The sequence below is a fragment of the Sulfitobacter sp. PR48 genome, assembly GCF_028807335.1.
Lineage (GTDB): Bacteria > Pseudomonadota > Alphaproteobacteria > Rhodobacterales > Rhodobacteraceae > Sulfitobacter.
This window is the reverse complement of record NZ_JARAMM010000004.1, coordinates 75,253-90,026: the sequence shown is the minus strand read 5'-3', so window position 1 is coordinate 90,026 and position 14,774 is coordinate 75,253. Positions and strand designations below refer to the sequence as shown.

Genomic DNA, 14,774 nt, shown 5'->3' with positions numbered 1-14,774 from the left:
ATTCATTGTTCCGTAAATACACGGGGTTTGGGGCAAAGCCCCAAGATTCTTTGGATCGAATGCGGCGCAGCCGCTCCTTATGGCAGCAGCTGAATGTTGCGGAAGGCCGCGTCGCAATTGACGATATCCACCCTTTTGTTGGCGATCCTGAGCGATCCGTCGACCAGCGCGAGGTCGTGTTTCGCGGTCAGCGCCAGCAATTGCTGTTCGTCCAGCCGCGTCTCGACGTAATGCATGAAGGTGGTGGTGACGAAGCTGTCGCCATTCATCTCGTCCACGAAGGGGCGCTGGAGCACGTGGTGGCAGCGGCTTTTGGGTTTCTGGCTGAAGGTGCGCGCGCCGTTGAGGCGCTCCACCCGCAGTTTCAGCATGAAGAGATCCTCATACATCAGCGACGTGACGTTCAGCGGGTCGGTCTGCTGATAATCCAGCGGCATCCAGTAATGGCCGTCGGTCAGCCAGAGCGCCAGCCATTCGGTATAGCGGCCCTCGTCCAGCATCCGTGCCTCATCATAGATGAAGTCGATCACCTGTTCCCTGGTCACGCTCATTCCGCCGCCTCCCGCGCGGGGGTATCCCAGGTCATGAACCGCGCCCATGCGTCGAACTGGTTGCGCATCTGACGCTCGGTCGTGCCGTTCTCCACCACCTCTTCGGAAAAATCCTCTTCGCCCGTCCGCAGCCGCTGGATGTTGACCCATTCCAGGCCGTCGGCCTCCAGCCCCTCCTGCGCGCGTTCGTACATCTCAAGGTCATCATGGCCGACGATGGAGGTGGGCGCGTTGATCATGCGGTTGTACATCGCCGTGCGGGCAGTCAGTTCATCGGGCGCATCGACCAGCCGGTAGATATAGCTTTCCACCAGCGTCTTGTTCGCCGCCAGCGGGATGAAGATGCGCAACTGCTGGATCGGGCCCTTGATCATGATGTTGGGGAAATAGACCGTGTTGTGGCGGTTCTCGTCCAGGATCGCCTTTGCCTTTTCCTCGCCATAGCTTTCCACCATCTTTTCGAAATAACCGGGGATCCGGGAATAATTGGAGTGGATCGAGTGATTCACACCCGTGTGCCCGTGCCCGTTGGGCCAGGTGCGGATGCCCATGTTCTCGAAGAATTCGTAAGGGCTCATGAAGGGCGCGATGATTTCCATCGCCGGGGGTTTGGGCGCGTCTTCGGGCAGGTTCAGTTCTTCGTAGAGCTTTACCGCCGTGCCTGCGGAGGATTCATGGGCCACCATCGGGTGGCAGGTGTCGGTCTGGTTCTCCACCAGCATTTTCCAGTTGCAATGGTGCATGTAGCGCAGCGGCGGGCCTGCGACCTCAAGCCGTCCGGCGGGGGAACGGTCCACCATGTTGTCGAGCGATGACAGGCTGTCGCCGAAGAAATCTTCGAATGAAATGCCCTCTTCGGCCAGACGGGCAAAGATGAAACCGCGGTAGTTGCGCACCGCGCCCACGGCCTTCATGCCCCTGGCGCTCTCCGTCTGGTCAAGGCCTGTGTCGGCGTAGCCTTTCTTCAACGGGATCGCCAACAGGCACCCGTCGGTCTTGAAGGACCAGGCGTGATAGGGGCAGCGAAAGAACTTGCCGGTGTTGCCCTGTCGGTCGATGACGATCTTGGTGCCCTTGTGCGGACAGCGGTTGTAGAGAACATGGATGTCACCCGTTGAATGGCGCACCTGGATCACCGGTCGGTCGCCGATCGAGGTCGCGAAATAGTCACCCTTTTGTGGCGTCTGGCTTTCGTGGCCGACAAAGACCCAGGCATTGGCAAAGACATGTTTCATCTCAAGCCGGAACACCTCCGGGTCGATATAGACATCGCGGTGGACCTGATGGCCCTCGAACAATGCAGCGGCGGCTGCGGGGTTACCGGAATACTTGCCCATCGGGTGCTCCTTCAGATGTCCCGTTTCAGCCGGGCGGATCTGGCCCGGATGACGCAGATATGCGTGACCCTGCCGCTGGCGCTGGCGCATGCCGCCCCGGACAGGTCCAGGGTATCACCGATCTGCGCCGCGATGCGAAATTTGTCGATGCGGCCGGTCAGCGGGGCAACATCGACGATCCTGCTGAACATGGTCTCCATCGGCTGTTCTCTCATGTCAACTAGCATGAAAAATCATATAATAGCCGTCAAGCCCTTTATGTGATCCCTGTGCTCCGCTACATTGTTCCAGGCAGGTTGCTGCTGAACCAGAGTGGCAGACAGGAAGGAATTTTAAGGATGCAGGCACCGCGCGACGAAACCGGCTCAGAGGCGGCACCCGGCTTTGTTTCGGACTATCTGCTGTACCTGCTGGCCGCTGCCAGCGAAGCGGCGAGCGCCCAGTTCCACCAGACCGTCCGCGCGGCGGGTCTTCGGGTCCCTGAATGGCGGGTGCTGGCCTGCCTGCTGGACGAAGACGGCGCGATGGTCACGCAACTGGCGACAGTTGCCCTGGCCGAACAGTCGCGGCTGACCCGGATCATCCTGCAAATGGAAAAGCGCGATCTTGTCGTCCGTCGCGGCGACGCCGCCGACAAGCGGCGGGTCCGGGTGCATCTGACGCCCGAAGGCCGGCGCCTGGCCACCAGGCTGGTCGCCGAAGCCAAGGTGCACGAGGCGGAACTGATCCGGACACTTTCCGGCGGCGACGGCGCGCGGCTGAAACCTGCGTTGCGATCCCTGCTGGCAGCGCTTGAACCGGGAACTTCCGAAACGGCACGGCGCGGGACAGGTCAGAAAACGGGTTCACAAGTCAAAGAAAATATGGATTAATGAAAATGCATATAAATTTCACGACGGGTGAGTCCGGCTTTGTCGGCGACCGCCTGCGTGAAGGAAAAGGGAGTGAGACATGGGAAAGTTTACCAAATTCTTGACCGGCACGGCGCTGGTTCTCAGCATGGCAACCACGGCACAGGCGGCTGAAACCATCACGATCTCAAGCTGGCTGCCGCCCAGCCATCCGATCAACACAGGGATGCTGCAAGGCCTGATCGACATGATGGAATCCGCGACGGGGGGCGAAGTCACCGGCGAGATCAAGATGGGCCTTGCCCCGCCACCGGCCCAGATGGACCTGGTGATGGATGGCGCGGCGGATATGACGATCATCTTCCACGGCTATCAGCCGGGCCGTTTCGTCGGATCGAAGCTGATCGAAGTGCCCGGATACGAAGGCAGCGCCGAAGCTGCCTCGGTGGCCTATTGGCGGGTGCAGAAGGAATACCTCGATGCGCTGGACGAACACCGTGGCACCAAGCTGGTGGCGCTGACAACCCATGGTCCCGGGCAGATCCACTCCAACAAGGAGGTCAAGACATTGGCCGATCTGCAGGGGCTGAAAACCCGTCTGGGCGGCGGGGTGTCGGCCGATGTCGGGGCGGAACTGGGGCTTGTGGGCATTCAGGTGCCGGCGCCGAAAGTCTATGAGACGCTGGATTCCGGGGCCGCTGACGCCGTGGCCATGAACATGGGCGAGCGGATCAGCTTCAAGCTGAACGAGGTCGCCAAGAACGTCTATGAAATGCCCGGCGGCTTTTATCGCGGGTCTTTCGCGGTGATCATGAGTCAGGATAAATTCGACAGCCTGCCCGAGAACCTGCAGGCCGCGCTGGACGAACAGGTCTTTGGTGAAACGGCAAGCCGGATGATGGGTCAGGTCTGGGACGAAAGCGACGCAGAGGCGCGGGCACAGACCGAAGCGGCGGCAGACAATACCATCGTGACGGCCAGCGCAGAAGACCAGGCCACCTTTGCCGAAATGGGGCAACGGGTGCGTGACAAGGTTCTGGCGGAGCTTGAGGCCGCAGGTGTCGATGCGCAGGCGGCCTATGAGATGGTCGTGGCAGAGATGGCCAAAGAAACCAAATGACCGGTTCGGGCAGGGGTTATCCCTGCCCTTCCCTCACCCCTTGAGGTTCTATGCAACAGGTGATCAGATTCGCCCGCCTTGCTGCGGCCCTTCCGATGGCGGTGGCATCGCTCGCCCTGTTTGCGCTGATGGTGCTGACGTTCTGTGACGTGGTGCTGCGGTCGGCGCTGAATGCGCCGATCGAGGCCGCGACCGAATTGACCCGGATCGCCATCGCGATTGTGGTGTTTTCCGCCCTGCCGATCCTGTCGGCCCGCGAAGAGCATATTGCCGTCGATCTTGCCGATGGCCTCTTTGACCGGCTGCACATCGCGCGGCTCAGGGATGGATTTGTCAATCTGATCTGTGGCGTGATGCTGTACTGGCCGGCGCAAAGGGTCGTGGTGCTGGCCGAACGGGGTCGCAGCTATGGCGACATGACAGAATACCTTTCTATCCCCACATTTTACGTGGAATATTTCATCGCCATCATGACCTTTCTGTCGGCGCTGGTGCTGATCATCAAGGGGCTGTTGCACTGGTTTGCGCCCCGCGCGCTGGAGACCCTGCATGATTGAATCCTGCATCGGCTTTGCCGCCGTCTTCCTGCTGGTCCTGTGCCGCATTCCCATCGCCTTTGCGATGGGGCTGGTGGGCATGATCGGCTTTACCTATCAGACCAACTTCACCGCCTCGATCTCGATGGTGTCACGGTTGCTGATCGACACCTCGCAGGACTATGGGCTGTCGGTTGTGCCCTTGTTCATCCTGATGGGCCTGTTCGTGAACAAGGGCGGGATCAGCCGCGAGCTTTATGCCGTCTCCAATGCCTTTCTCGGGCATTTCCGGGGCGGGCTGGCGATGGCGACCATCGTGGCCTGCGGCGGGTTTGCGGCGATCTGCGGATCATCGCTGGCCACTGCCGCAACCATGTCCAAGGTCGCCATGCCCGAGATGCGCAAGTTCCGATATGCCGACAGCCTTTCGACCGCCTCCATCGCGGCGGGCGGCACGCTGGGCATCCTGATCCCGCCCTCGGTCATTCTGGTGATCTATGGGCTGCTGACGGAAACCTCCATCGGGCAGCTTTTCATCGCGGGGATCATTCCCGGCGCGCTTGGCATCCTGCTGTATCTGGTGGCGGTCCGCTATACCGTGGCGCGCAATCCCGGTGCCGGGCCCGCCGGACCACGGGCGGGATGGGGGGAGCGTCTGGCTGCAGTCAAAGGCGTCTGGGCGGTTCTGCTGCTCTTCGGCCTTGTCATCGGCGGACTTTACGGGGCGCTTGATTTCTGGCCGATCCACCTGGCCTTTTCGCCGACCGAAGCGGCGGGCATGGGGGCCGCAGGGGCGTTTCTGATTGCCCTGGCGCGGGGCGGGCTGAACTGGGCCGGCCTGCGCGATGTGTTGCAGGAAACCACGCTGACCACCGCCAGCCTCTTTGCCGTGCTGATCGGGGCCTGGATCTTTTCCAACTTCGTCAACCTCGCGGGCTTGCCCGAGGCCCTGCGCGCGGCTGTCAGCGCCTATGACGTGTCGCCCTGGGTGGTCATGGCGATGATCATCGCGATCTATATCGTTTTGGGCTGCATCTTTGAATCGATGTCGATGCTGCTGCTGACAGTCCCGATCTTCTTTCCCCTGGTGACCGGCCTTGGCTTTGACCCGGTGTGGTTCGGGATCATCGTGGTGGTGGTCACGGAAATCAGCCTGATCACCCCTCCCGTGGGCCTCAACGTCTTTGTGCTGAAGGGTGTGGTGGGCGATGTGTCCACAGGCACCATCTTTCGCGGGGTGACACCCTTCTGGATGGTCGACATCATCCGGCTGATCCTGCTGCTGGCCTTTCCCGCGCTGGTGCTGTTCCTGCCCTCACAAATGTAACGGAGCGCCATCCGAGGGATGACGTCGAAGTGTCCGACCAAGTGACCGGGGTACGCCTGCCCCATCCCAAGTGGCTTTGACCCTGCGGCGGGGCGGGGAAAAACTTTTTGAAAAGTTTTGCCCGGAATTTTCGAAAATTCCGGCCCCCTTGGCGGTCTATTCGCCCAGGTTCGGCAGCCAGAGCGCAATCTGGGGGAAGATGATCAACAGCACCACCAGCAGAATCGCGCAGCCCATGTAAGGCAAGGCCGCCATGTAGATGTCGCGCATTGTGGTGTCAGGTGGTGCCACCCCCTTCATCACGAAGAGCAGCAACCCGAAGGGTGGCGTGGTAAAGCTGATCTCTAGCGCCATCAGGATGATCACCCCGAACCAGATCAGGTCAAAGCCCAGCGTCTGCGCCAGCGGGAAAAAGATCGGCACCGTCAGCAGCATCATGGAAAGCTGGTCCATGAACATGCCCAGCACCAGCAGGATGCAGAACATGATGACCAGCATCACAATGGGGTCGAATTCGAATTGTGTCGCCCAGCGGATCAGCCCCGAGGACGCCCCTGAAAACGCCAGCAAGGCCGAGAAGGTCGCGGAACCGAAGATGATCAGCAGCGCCATGGTCGTCACCCGCAGCGCACCGGTGACGGAGGCCACGAAGCTGGCCCAGGTCAGCTTGCGGTAAACGATGGCCAGCAGCAGCACGCCGACACAGCCGAAGGCGGCGGATTCCGACGGGGTCGCCCAGCCGTTCATGATCAGCAGGATCACCCCGACCACGATCGACATCATCGGCATGATGTCAAAGAACAGCAGCCGCATCTTTTCCGAAAACGCGGTCGGCTCCACCTCGTAGACCGGAGCGGCTGTCGGATCCCACAGGCAGAGGCCCAGGATCAGGATCACATAGAAACAGGCCAGCATCAGCCCCGGCACCACGCCTGCAAGCAGCAGGTCGCCCACATCCAGCGTTGCCAGTGTTGCCAGCAGAACCGCCAGCGCCGAGGGCGGAATCAGCATCGCCAGCCCCCCGGTGCCGAGGATCGGACCGATGGCCATGTGCTTCTTGTAGCCCTTCGCTTCCATCTCGGGCACCATGAGCGAGCCGAGCAATGCAGTGGAGCCCAGCGAGGATCCCGACAGGGTGGCAAAGGCCGTCCCCCCTGCGACGGTGACAAAGGAGAGGCGGCCGGGAATGCGGCCCATCAGTTTCTCGACCGCCGCGAACATCTTGTTGCCAAGGCCGGTGTGAAAGAAAATCTCGCCCATCAGCAGGAACATCGGCACCGGCATCAGGTTGAAGGTGGTCACCGTCGGCAGGGCGTTGTTGACCAATTGCCCGATCCCCCGCGACATCTGCCGCAGCAGGTCACCGTTGCCACCCATGAAATAGGTCGCACCAATCATGTTGGCGGCGATAAAGGCCAGGGCCACGGGGATGCCCATGAACATCAGGAACAGGATCATCCCCAGAAGGAACGACAACGCGTAATACCATTCCATCAGAACGGGCCTTTCGAGTTATTCATGAACGCCCGCCTGCCCGGAATGCAAGGTTTCCGCTCCAAAGACGAAGCGCAGGAAATTCAGGGCCATCAGGCCAAAGCAGACCGGCATGGAGATCAGCAGCATCCATTTCGGCATGTCGAGCGACCGCATGTCCGCATCGCCAAAGTGATAGGCCCGCAGCGTGGTCGCGCCCGAATACCAGACCAGCACGAGGCAGATCAGCACGCAAAGGAGCGCGACAAAGCGTGAAAACGGTTTGCTCACCGCAGCCGGCAGCGCGGCGGTCAGCAATTCGATGAACACATGCCCCTTCAGCCGGACCAGCCAGGGGGAGGCCGCCATGACGATATACAGCAGCCCGTATTCGGAGAAGGTAAAGATGTGTGACGAGCCGGAATGGTTGAAAGACCGTGCCGTCGCCTGGAAGACGATGCCGAACATGATCGCCACCAGATAGGTCCCGGCAAGGATCGCAAGCAGATTACAGATGGCGTCGAGCAGTTTCAGCACAAGCGGCCTCCGACACGAAGAAGGGCGCGAAGATTACGCTCCGCGCCGCTTCGTTGATCTTATTCAGGGTGATAGAGCTTGCGCATGGTCTCGTAGCTGCTGCCATCGTCGCCCATTTCCTGCAACCGGGTCTCCATCCGGCCCCAAGCGGCGTCTTCGGCCAGCTTGAGATAGGCCGCAGCACCTTCATCGGACATGGCCACGAACTGCATCCCGCGTTTCTCCAGCTCGGCGCGATCAGCTTTCACGGTCTCCTGCCGGTCGTTGTAGGATTTCTCTTCCCATTCGATCACGACCTGTTCGATCAGCTCCTGGCTTTCAGGCGTCAGCGCGTCCCAGCTTTCCTTGTTGAAGATCACGCCGATGTCGGTGTTGTAGAAGGGCGGCTCCACCGCGTATTTCATAAATTCGTCCCACTTGAGGTCCATCAGGCCGATCTCTGTCCATGCGGCAGCGTCGACAACGCCCTTTTCCAGCGCGGCGTAAACTTCCGTCGCGGGCATGGAGGCCGTGGTGGCGTTCAGCGCCTCGAAGAAGGCGTGATAGATCGGGTTGTCGCGCAGTTTGACCCCGGTCAGGTCCAGCACGCCGTTTTCGTCGAACTTGGGTTCGGTGGAGGTGTAGATGTGGAACTTTACCCCGCCGTCGATCCAGCCCAGGTGCCGCACGCCAAAGCGTTCCTGGTGTGCCATGTCCATCGCTGCCGCACCGCCATTCGCGCGGGCCTCCAGCGGTGTGACAGTCGCGGCAACCATTGCGTCGATCTCCGGCACGGAGGCGCCGTAGAAGGAACCGGGAATATGGACCATGTCCACCACGCCATCCCGCACGGCGGCGGGTTGCTGGAACATGCCGATCGCCTCGGGGCCGCCGCGCACGTCAATCTGGACGATCCCCTTACCGCGCTCGTTGATGTCATCCACCATGGCGAGGAAAGTCTTTGTATAGACAAGGAATGTCGGGAAAGCATGGGTTGCCGACACCCGATCCTCTGCAAAAGCGGCGGTCGCGGTCAGTGCAAGTGCCGCCACAGCTGTCGTGGCCCTGAAGGCCAACCTGTTGAACATTGTCATTTCAGTACTCCCAGTTGGTCTCGTTTTTATTCTTCCAATATATGCATTTTCATGCAACTAAGACAACGGAAATCGCGAAAGCATATCTGCTTTCAACCGCAGAGCATGTGTTTGCACATAAATTGAAGCCTATCACAAACCATGTGAACAGGAAGGGAGCAAAATATGGAAATTGCAGTTCTTGGAGGCGGCAACGGGTCCGCAGCGGCAGCATTGGACTTTTCTGCCGAAGGACACCGGGTCCGGTACTGGCGGCGCAACGCCGAAGGTGTGGCCGACCTTAACAAGCGCAACAACACCCTGACGCTCAAGGATCACACCGGTGAGAAAGAGGTGCAGATCGCGGTCGTCACGGCCGATATCGAAGAGGCGGTCTCTGGTGCTGCGCTGATCGTCTGCCCCACCCCGGCCACCGCTCAGCCCGATATTGCACGGGCGATGGCCCCGTTCCTGAAAGACGGGCAGGTCATCTATCTGCCGCCGGGCACATTCGGCAGCGTCCTGATGGCGCAGATCATCCGGGACGCGGGCAACAGGGCTGACATCACCCTGGCCGAGGCGGGCACCCTGCCCTACCTGACCCGCAAGCACGGGGCGGATACGGTCGCGGTGACCACCCGCGCGACACGCCTGCCATCGGGCATCTTCCCGCGCCGCAATGCGGAACATGCCCTCAAGGTCATCGCGCAGGCCTACCCCTCGGTCGAGGATTGCGGCGATGGCCTGTCGGGCGCGCTGATGAATGCAGGCCCGATCATCCACCCGCCGCTGATCCTGATGAACGCAGGCCCCATCGAACATTTCGACCATTGGGACATCCACAACGAAGGCACACAGCCCGCGATCCGGCGCGTCACGACACGGCTTGACGGCGAGCGGATGGCGCTGCGCGAGGCCCTTGGCTATGGCGCGCCGCATTTTCCGCTGGCGGACCACTATGACCCCGATGGCGAAGAATGGATGTATGGCAATGCCGCGCATGAAAAGCTGACGGATTCAGGGGACTGGCGCGAAAACCTGGTGCTGACCGAACACCGCTACATGCGGGAGGACGTGGCCTGCGGCCTCGCTTTCCTGGTCTCGGTGGGCGATTGGGCCGGTGTGCCGGTGCCGACCGCGCGGGGCCTGCTGGCCGTGGCCTCGGCCATCTGTGACACGGATTTCGAACAGACCGGGCGAACGCTGGGGTCCATGGGCCTTGCAGACCTGAGCCGCGCGCAAATGAAGGCGTTGTTGCAGGAGGGCCTGTGATGGCACAGCGCGAGGTGATCGCTGCTGTCGGCGCGGGGCGGATGGGCCGTGGCATGGCCATCGCCTTTGCCTATGCCGGGCATGAGGTTGTCCTGATCGACGCAAAGCACCGGGACAGCACCGGATTCGACGCGCTCTGCGCGCAGGTCGACGCGGAATTGCGCGGCACGCTCGGCATGCTCTCGGGGTTCGGCATGTTGAGCGAGACGGAGATTGACAGCGTCCTCGCGCGCATCCGCACGGTTGCCCTGGGCGATTGCGCCTCGGCCCTGGCCGGGGCGGCGGTGATCTTTGAAGGGGTGCCCGAGGTCATGGAGGCAAAGCGCGATGCATTTGCGATGATCTCCGAACATGCCTCGGCGGAGGCGATTGTCGCCTCCACCACCTCCACCATCCTTTCCAATGATCTGCAGGGGTTCGTCACCCACCCGGAACGGTTTCTGAACGCGCATTGGCTGAACCCGGCCTTCCTAGTACCGCTGGTCGAACTGTCGCCCGGCGAAAAGACCGATCCGGCGGTGACCGCGCGGCTGAAGGCGCTGCTGGAACGCATCGGCAAGGTGCCGGTGGTCTGTGCCGCCAGCCCCGGCTACATCGTGCCGCGTATCCAGGCGCTGGCGATGAACGAGGCCGCCCGGCTGGTGGAAGAAGGTGTCGCCTCGGCCGAGGATATCGACAAGGCGACGAAATACGGTTTCGGTTTCAGGTTTGCGATCCTGGGCCTGCTGGAGTTCATCGACTGGGGCGGCGGGGATATCCTCTACCATGCCAGCAATTACATGGCCGGTGCCACGGGCGAAGACCGCTTTGCCGCCCCCCAGATCGTCAGGGACAACATGGCGCAGAACCGCCGCGGCCTGCGCGATGGGCAGGGGTTTCTGGATTACGAAGGGCTGGATGTGCCTGCCTATCAGAACGACAGGCTCAGCGCCTTTGTCGCGATGTTGCGGCATATGGACAAGATGCCGCCCAAGGGCTGAGGTGGACCGCCTGTGCCCGAAAGCTCGGCGGCGGCGCCGCTTGCGCGCGGCGCGCCGGGTATTTTGGGCTTAAGAATGCGGGGGGCCCCGGGGTCAGGCCGGGCCTTCCATGAAGTTCCGGGCGCTTTGCAGCAGAAGGTCGTTCTGATCGGGCGTGCCGAGCGAGAACCGAAGCCAGTCTTCCAGCCCCGCCTCGCGGGTACGGCTGACAATGATCCCGGCGTCGTCAAAGAAATGCACCACCAGCGCCTCTGCTGCCTCGGCGCCTTTGCCGTCGATGCGGACCAGCAGGAAATTCGTTCCCGACGGCAGCGCCGTGATCCCCATATCGGCCAGCGCGGCAGCGACGCGGCGGCGTTCAGCCACGATTTCATCCACACGCGCCTTGACCACCGCCAGATCGGCCAAGGCGGCTGTCGCCGCGGCCTGGGCGAGGCGGTTGACGCTGCCCATGCCCCGCGCGGCGTAGAGGCTGGGCATCATCGCGGCAGGCGCATGGGCCCAGCCGCAGCGCAGGCCCGCCAGACCATAGGCCTTGGAAAAGGTCCGGGTCACGATGACATTCTCGCGTCCCTCCGCCAGCGCATGCACCTCGGCGCAATGATCAAATCCGGTGAATTCGCCGTAAGCGAGGTCCAGCACCACCACCACGTCGGACGGCATCCCCTCGACCAGACGTTTGAGTTCCGACACCGGCAGCACCGTGCCGGTGGGATTGTTCGGATTGGCAAGGAACACCAGCCTGGTGCGCGGCGTCACCGCCCCCAGCAGCGCATCCACGTCCGATGTGAAATCCGCCTCCGCTGCCTTGACCAGGGTCGCGCCCTGTCTGGCGGCAACCATTTCAAACTGGATATAGCCATAGGCCGAGATCAGCACCTCATCCCCGGGCCGCACGAAATTGCGCGCGATGACATCCAATAGTTCCTCTGACCCGTTGCCGCAGATGATCTGATCGGCATCCAGCCCGTTGGCCTGCGCCAGCGCCGCGCGCAGCCCGTCGCAGAGCGGCGTGCCATAGGAGGCGACCTGCGCCGATGCTTCGGCCACGGCAGCCGCAACTTTCGGGCTGGGGCCATAGGGCAGTTCATTGAAGCCCAGGTTGACCAGCGGCAGCCCTTTTGGCTGAGGCTTTGAGATACGCCCACGCAGGTTGAGGGGCTCCAGGTAGGACCGTGGTCCTGATGTGATGCTGTCTGCCATGTCACGCCGCTCCGCTTACATGTTTCTTGATCAGGTCCTTGTACATGCCCTGTATCGTCCGGGTCACGGGCCGGTCCCCGTTGCCGATGGTCTTGCCGTCGATGGAGGCAACGGGTGTCTGCGCGCCGAAGGTGCCGGTCAGAAATGCCTCGTCCGCGCCATAGGCCTCGTAGAGAGAGAAGTTCTTCTGATGCACAGGGATGCCGTTTTCAAGGCAGAGGTCGATGACCTTGGCCCGGGTCACGCCGTTCATGCAATAGTCCCCGGTCGAGGTCCAGACCTCGCCCCGGCGCACGATGAAGAAGTTGCAGGCATTGGTCGTGTTCACGAATCCATGCGGGTCCAGCATCAGCGCCTCGTCGGCACCGGCGGCTTCGGCCTGCAGGCAGGCGATGATGCAGTTCAGCTTGGAATGGCTGTTCAGCTTTGGATCCTGCGCATGCGGCAACCCGCGCACCTGCGGCACCGATGCCAGCCGGATGCCCGCCGATTGCAGGCGGTCGACCGGTTTGGAATGTTCCATGATGATCACCAGCGTCGGGCCGGAGGTGCTGAGGCCGGGATGCTGGAACGGCTTGTCCTTGATCCCGCGGGTCAGCATCAGCCGGCAATGCACGTCATCACTCATCCCGTTCGCCTCTGCCGTGCGGCGCAGCGCCTCGGCGATGCCTGCCTTGTCGGTCCCGACATCCAGGTCGATGGCCTTGCAGGAATTGAAGAAGCGGTCCATGTGTTCGTCAAAGAACGCCCAGGTCCCCTGATAGAGCCGCATCCCTTCCCAGATGCCATCGCCCAGCATGAAGCCCGCGTCATAGACCGATACCTTGGCCTCGTCCCGGTGCACGATATCGCCGTTCACATAAATGCGGATATCGCGGTTGCGGCTGTCTTCGTCCGCCTCATGTGTGGTTTGGGCCATCGCCTGTTCCTTTGTTGTCCCGGCGTAGTGTTAACAGGTTTGCAGCCCTGCACCAGACACGCCGGATAGATGTCGCAATTGGCGTATCATCCCCCCTGAGGCCCCCTATTCTGGATGCAGCAGCAACGCGGAGGCTCTCATGGCGCAAGGCTTGCCAGACCACATCGACCATTTCATCCGCAACCAGCGGACCGAAGAGATACCGCAGGCGGTTCTGGACCATGTGGCGCTGTTATTGCTGGACACATTGGGCATCGCAATTGCCGCCGCCCCGATGCAGGCGGGGCAGATCGCCCGCGAAACCGCGCGGCGCCTTTACGGGTCGGGCAACCGGGACGATACCGCCTGGATGATGTTCGACGGACGCGCGGCCAGCCTGGCCGGGGCGGCCTTTGCAACGGCAAGTCAGATCGACAACCTGGACGGGCATGATGGATACAACCCGACCAAGGGGCATACCGGGGTGGCGGTGGTCCCGGCGCTGGTCTCCCTTGCGCAGCACCTGCCGGATCTGTCGGGGCGTGACGCGCTTGCGGCACTGGTCACGGGATACGAAGTGGCAGGGCGGGCCGCCATCGCGCTGCATGCTTCGGTCAGCGATTACCATACATCGGGGGCCTGGAATGCCCTTGGCGTCACCGCACTGGGGGCGCGGTTGCGGGGCAGTTCGGCGGCACAATTGCGCGAGGCGCTGGGTATCGCGGAATATCACGGGCCGCGCAGCCAGATGATGCGCGAAATTGCGACCCCCACGATGCTGCACGACGGGTCCGGGATGGGCGCGCTGGTGGGGGTCTCCGCCCTGATCATGGCCGAGATGGGATTTACCGGTGCGCCCGCGATCACCGTCGAGGCTGCGGAGGCGCAGGAACATTGGGCGGACCTGGGCCGGTTCTGGCAGGTGCTGCACCAATATATCAAACCCTACCCGATCTGCCGCTGGGCGCATGCCAGCATAGATGCCGTGCGTGAAATCTGCCTTGCGCATGATGTCTCGGCAGAGCAGGTCGCCGCCATCGACATCCGCAGCTTTCACAACGCGGTACAGCTTTTTCCCGGCGTCCCTGAGACGACCTCTCAGGCGCAATATTCGCTGCCCTTTGCCGTGGCGGTCATGATCGCCCGGGGCGACATCCGGCTGGAGCATATCGCGGGCGCGGGGCTGCAGGACCCGGTGGCCGCGCAACTGGTGGCGATGACAAAGATGCGCGTGGGGCCGGAGCATGAGGCACGTTATCCCGCCGGGCGATGGGCCGATGTCACCCTCACGCTGAAAGACGGGCGAATCCTGTCCTCGGGCGAGGTCCATGCGCGCGGCGGGCCGGAACGTCCTTTCGCAGCACTGGACATCACCGACAAGTTCATGCGCTTCGCCGCGCCTGTGATCGGACAACACAGGGCAGAGGCGATCATGGCAGCCTGTCTGGTGCTGCCACGGGCGGGCACATCCTTTGCCAGCCTGCTTGATCTGCTGCAGGCACCGCCCGAGCATCCGGCGTAATCCGTCCGGACCCGTGCTGCTGCCGAAAGCGCCCCGCCTTGAACTTGAATCGCCGATACCGGATGTATCAGGTTAAAGGCGGGACGCTGTAAAGGCGGGGCCACCACCTGCACCT

Annotated in this window: 15 protein-coding genes; 7 read left to right on the top strand and 8 right to left on the bottom strand. The window is 62.1% G+C overall.

Annotated elements, in window-relative coordinates:
- Positions 1–77 precede the first annotated feature (77 nt).
- Genes PVW51_RS06795 through PVW51_RS06785 form a run of 3 tightly spaced genes read right to left on the bottom strand, consistent with a single transcriptional unit; the run spans position 78 to position 2,115 of the window.
- Positions 78–551, bottom strand: a complete 474-nt coding sequence (locus tag PVW51_RS06795; protein ID WP_274574207.1) for an aromatic-ring-hydroxylating dioxygenase subunit beta — start codon at positions 549–551, stop codon at positions 78–80.
- Positions 548–1,888 carry an aromatic ring-hydroxylating dioxygenase subunit alpha gene (locus tag PVW51_RS06790; protein WP_274574206.1) on the bottom strand — a complete coding sequence of 447 codons (1,341 nt, stop codon included), beginning with the start codon at positions 1,886–1,888 and terminating at the stop codon, positions 548–550. Before PVW51_RS06790 ends, PVW51_RS06795 begins: the two co-directional genes overlap by 4 nt.
- 11 nt (positions 1,889–1,899) lie before the next feature.
- On the bottom strand, positions 1,900–2,115 hold the full coding sequence (locus PVW51_RS06785; RefSeq protein WP_274574205.1) for a hypothetical protein: 216 nt from the start codon (positions 2,113–2,115) through the stop codon (positions 1,900–1,902).
- 111 nt (positions 2,116–2,226) lie between these two features.
- Between PVW51_RS06785 and PVW51_RS06780 the strand changes: the two genes are divergently transcribed.
- From PVW51_RS06780 to PVW51_RS06765, 4 genes are all read left to right on the top strand, one after another.
- Entirely contained in the window at positions 2,227–2,760 is a 534-nt protein-coding gene (locus tag PVW51_RS06780; RefSeq protein WP_274574204.1) for a MarR family winged helix-turn-helix transcriptional regulator, read from the top strand.
- A 79-nt stretch (positions 2,761–2,839) separates the two neighbouring features.
- Positions 2,840–3,859, top strand: a complete 1,020-nt coding sequence (locus PVW51_RS06775; RefSeq protein ID WP_269365631.1) for a TRAP transporter substrate-binding protein — start codon at positions 2,840–2,842, stop codon at positions 3,857–3,859.
- Between the two features lie 50 nt (positions 3,860–3,909).
- The gene (locus tag PVW51_RS06770; protein WP_274574203.1) at positions 3,910–4,416 is read left to right on the top strand and encodes a TRAP transporter small permease; all 507 of its coding nucleotides are present in this window, start codon (positions 3,910–3,912) and stop codon (positions 4,414–4,416) included.
- The gene (locus tag PVW51_RS06765) at positions 4,409–5,722 is read left to right on the top strand and encodes a TRAP transporter large permease (protein ID WP_274574202.1); all 1,314 of its coding nucleotides are present in this window, start codon (positions 4,409–4,411) and stop codon (positions 5,720–5,722) included. Before PVW51_RS06770 ends, PVW51_RS06765 begins: the two co-directional genes overlap by 8 nt.
- A 156-nt stretch (positions 5,723–5,878) precedes the next feature.
- Here the strand turns inward: PVW51_RS06765 and PVW51_RS06760 are convergent, their stop codons facing one another.
- Genes PVW51_RS06760 through dctP form a run of 3 tightly spaced genes read right to left on the bottom strand, consistent with a single transcriptional unit; the run spans position 5,879 to position 8,805 of the window.
- On the bottom strand, positions 5,879–7,216 hold the full coding sequence (locus PVW51_RS06760; RefSeq protein WP_114272790.1) for a TRAP transporter large permease: 1,338 nt from the start codon (positions 7,214–7,216) through the stop codon (positions 5,879–5,881).
- An 18-nt stretch (positions 7,217–7,234) separates the two neighbouring features.
- Positions 7,235–7,732, bottom strand: a complete 498-nt coding sequence (locus tag PVW51_RS06755) for a TRAP transporter small permease (protein WP_274574201.1) — start codon at positions 7,730–7,732, stop codon at positions 7,235–7,237.
- A 59-nt stretch (positions 7,733–7,791) separates the two neighbouring features.
- The gene (gene dctP / locus PVW51_RS06750) at positions 7,792–8,805 is read right to left on the bottom strand and encodes a TRAP transporter substrate-binding protein DctP (protein WP_274574200.1); all 1,014 of its coding nucleotides are present in this window, start codon (positions 8,803–8,805) and stop codon (positions 7,792–7,794) included.
- Between the two features lie 165 nt (positions 8,806–8,970).
- Between dctP and PVW51_RS06745 the strand changes: the two genes are divergently transcribed.
- Positions 8,971–10,056, top strand: a complete 1,086-nt coding sequence (locus tag PVW51_RS06745) for an NAD/NADP-dependent octopine/nopaline dehydrogenase family protein (protein ID WP_274574199.1) — start codon at positions 8,971–8,973, stop codon at positions 10,054–10,056.
- Complete coding sequence (locus tag PVW51_RS06740) at positions 10,056–11,036, top strand: 3-hydroxybutyryl-CoA dehydrogenase (RefSeq protein WP_274574198.1); 981 nt, start codon at positions 10,056–10,058, stop codon at positions 11,034–11,036. The genes PVW51_RS06745 and PVW51_RS06740 overlap by 1 nt, the downstream gene beginning before the upstream one ends.
- 93 nt (positions 11,037–11,129) lie before the next feature.
- Here the strand turns inward: PVW51_RS06740 and PVW51_RS06735 are convergent, their stop codons facing one another.
- Together PVW51_RS06735 and PVW51_RS06730 are read right to left on the bottom strand one after the other, a co-directional pair.
- Positions 11,130–12,239: a pyridoxal phosphate-dependent aminotransferase gene (locus tag PVW51_RS06735; protein ID WP_274574197.1), complete on the bottom strand. Its 1,110-nt coding sequence runs from the start codon at positions 12,237–12,239 to the stop codon at positions 11,130–11,132.
- A gap of 1 nt (position 12,240) precedes the next feature.
- Positions 12,241–13,158, bottom strand: coding sequence for an aminotransferase class IV (locus PVW51_RS06730; protein ID WP_274574196.1), 918 nt, complete (start codon positions 13,156–13,158; stop codon positions 12,241–12,243).
- A gap of 139 nt (positions 13,159–13,297) precedes the next feature.
- Here PVW51_RS06730 and PVW51_RS06725 point away from each other — a divergent pair, with 139 nt between their 5' ends.
- Positions 13,298–14,659: an MmgE/PrpD family protein gene (locus PVW51_RS06725; protein WP_274574194.1), complete on the top strand. Its 1,362-nt coding sequence runs from the start codon at positions 13,298–13,300 to the stop codon at positions 14,657–14,659.
- The last annotated feature ends 115 nt before the right edge of the window (positions 14,660–14,774 follow it).

Coding starts and splice junctions, on each gene's coding strand:
- PVW51_RS06795 (WP_274574207.1), bottom strand. CDS start 551: ATGAGCGTGACCAGGGAACAGGTGATCGACTTCATCTATGATGAGGCA.
- PVW51_RS06790 (WP_274574206.1), bottom strand. CDS start 1,888: ATGGGCAAGTATTCCGGTAACCCCGCAGCCGCCGCTGCATTGTTCGAG.
- PVW51_RS06785 (WP_274574205.1), bottom strand. CDS start 2,115: ATGCTAGTTGACATGAGAGAACAGCCGATGGAGACCATGTTCAGCAGG.
- PVW51_RS06780 (WP_274574204.1), top strand. CDS start 2,227: ATGCAGGCACCGCGCGACGAAACCGGCTCAGAGGCGGCACCCGGCTTT.
- PVW51_RS06775 (WP_269365631.1), top strand. CDS start 2,840: ATGGGAAAGTTTACCAAATTCTTGACCGGCACGGCGCTGGTTCTCAGC.
- PVW51_RS06770 (WP_274574203.1), top strand. CDS start 3,910: ATGCAACAGGTGATCAGATTCGCCCGCCTTGCTGCGGCCCTTCCGATG.
- PVW51_RS06765 (WP_274574202.1), top strand. CDS start 4,409: ATGATTGAATCCTGCATCGGCTTTGCCGCCGTCTTCCTGCTGGTCCTG.
- PVW51_RS06760 (WP_114272790.1), bottom strand. CDS start 7,216: ATGGAATGGTATTACGCGTTGTCGTTCCTTCTGGGGATGATCCTGTTC.
- dctP (WP_274574200.1), bottom strand. CDS start 8,805: ATGACAATGTTCAACAGGTTGGCCTTCAGGGCCACGACAGCTGTGGCG.
- PVW51_RS06745 (WP_274574199.1), top strand. CDS start 8,971: ATGGAAATTGCAGTTCTTGGAGGCGGCAACGGGTCCGCAGCGGCAGCA.
- PVW51_RS06740 (WP_274574198.1), top strand. CDS start 10,056: ATGGCACAGCGCGAGGTGATCGCTGCTGTCGGCGCGGGGCGGATGGGC.
- PVW51_RS06735 (WP_274574197.1), bottom strand. CDS start 12,239: ATGGCAGACAGCATCACATCAGGACCACGGTCCTACCTGGAGCCCCTC.
- PVW51_RS06730 (WP_274574196.1), bottom strand. CDS start 13,158: ATGGCCCAAACCACACATGAGGCGGACGAAGACAGCCGCAACCGCGAT.
- PVW51_RS06725 (WP_274574194.1), top strand. CDS start 13,298: ATGGCGCAAGGCTTGCCAGACCACATCGACCATTTCATCCGCAACCAG.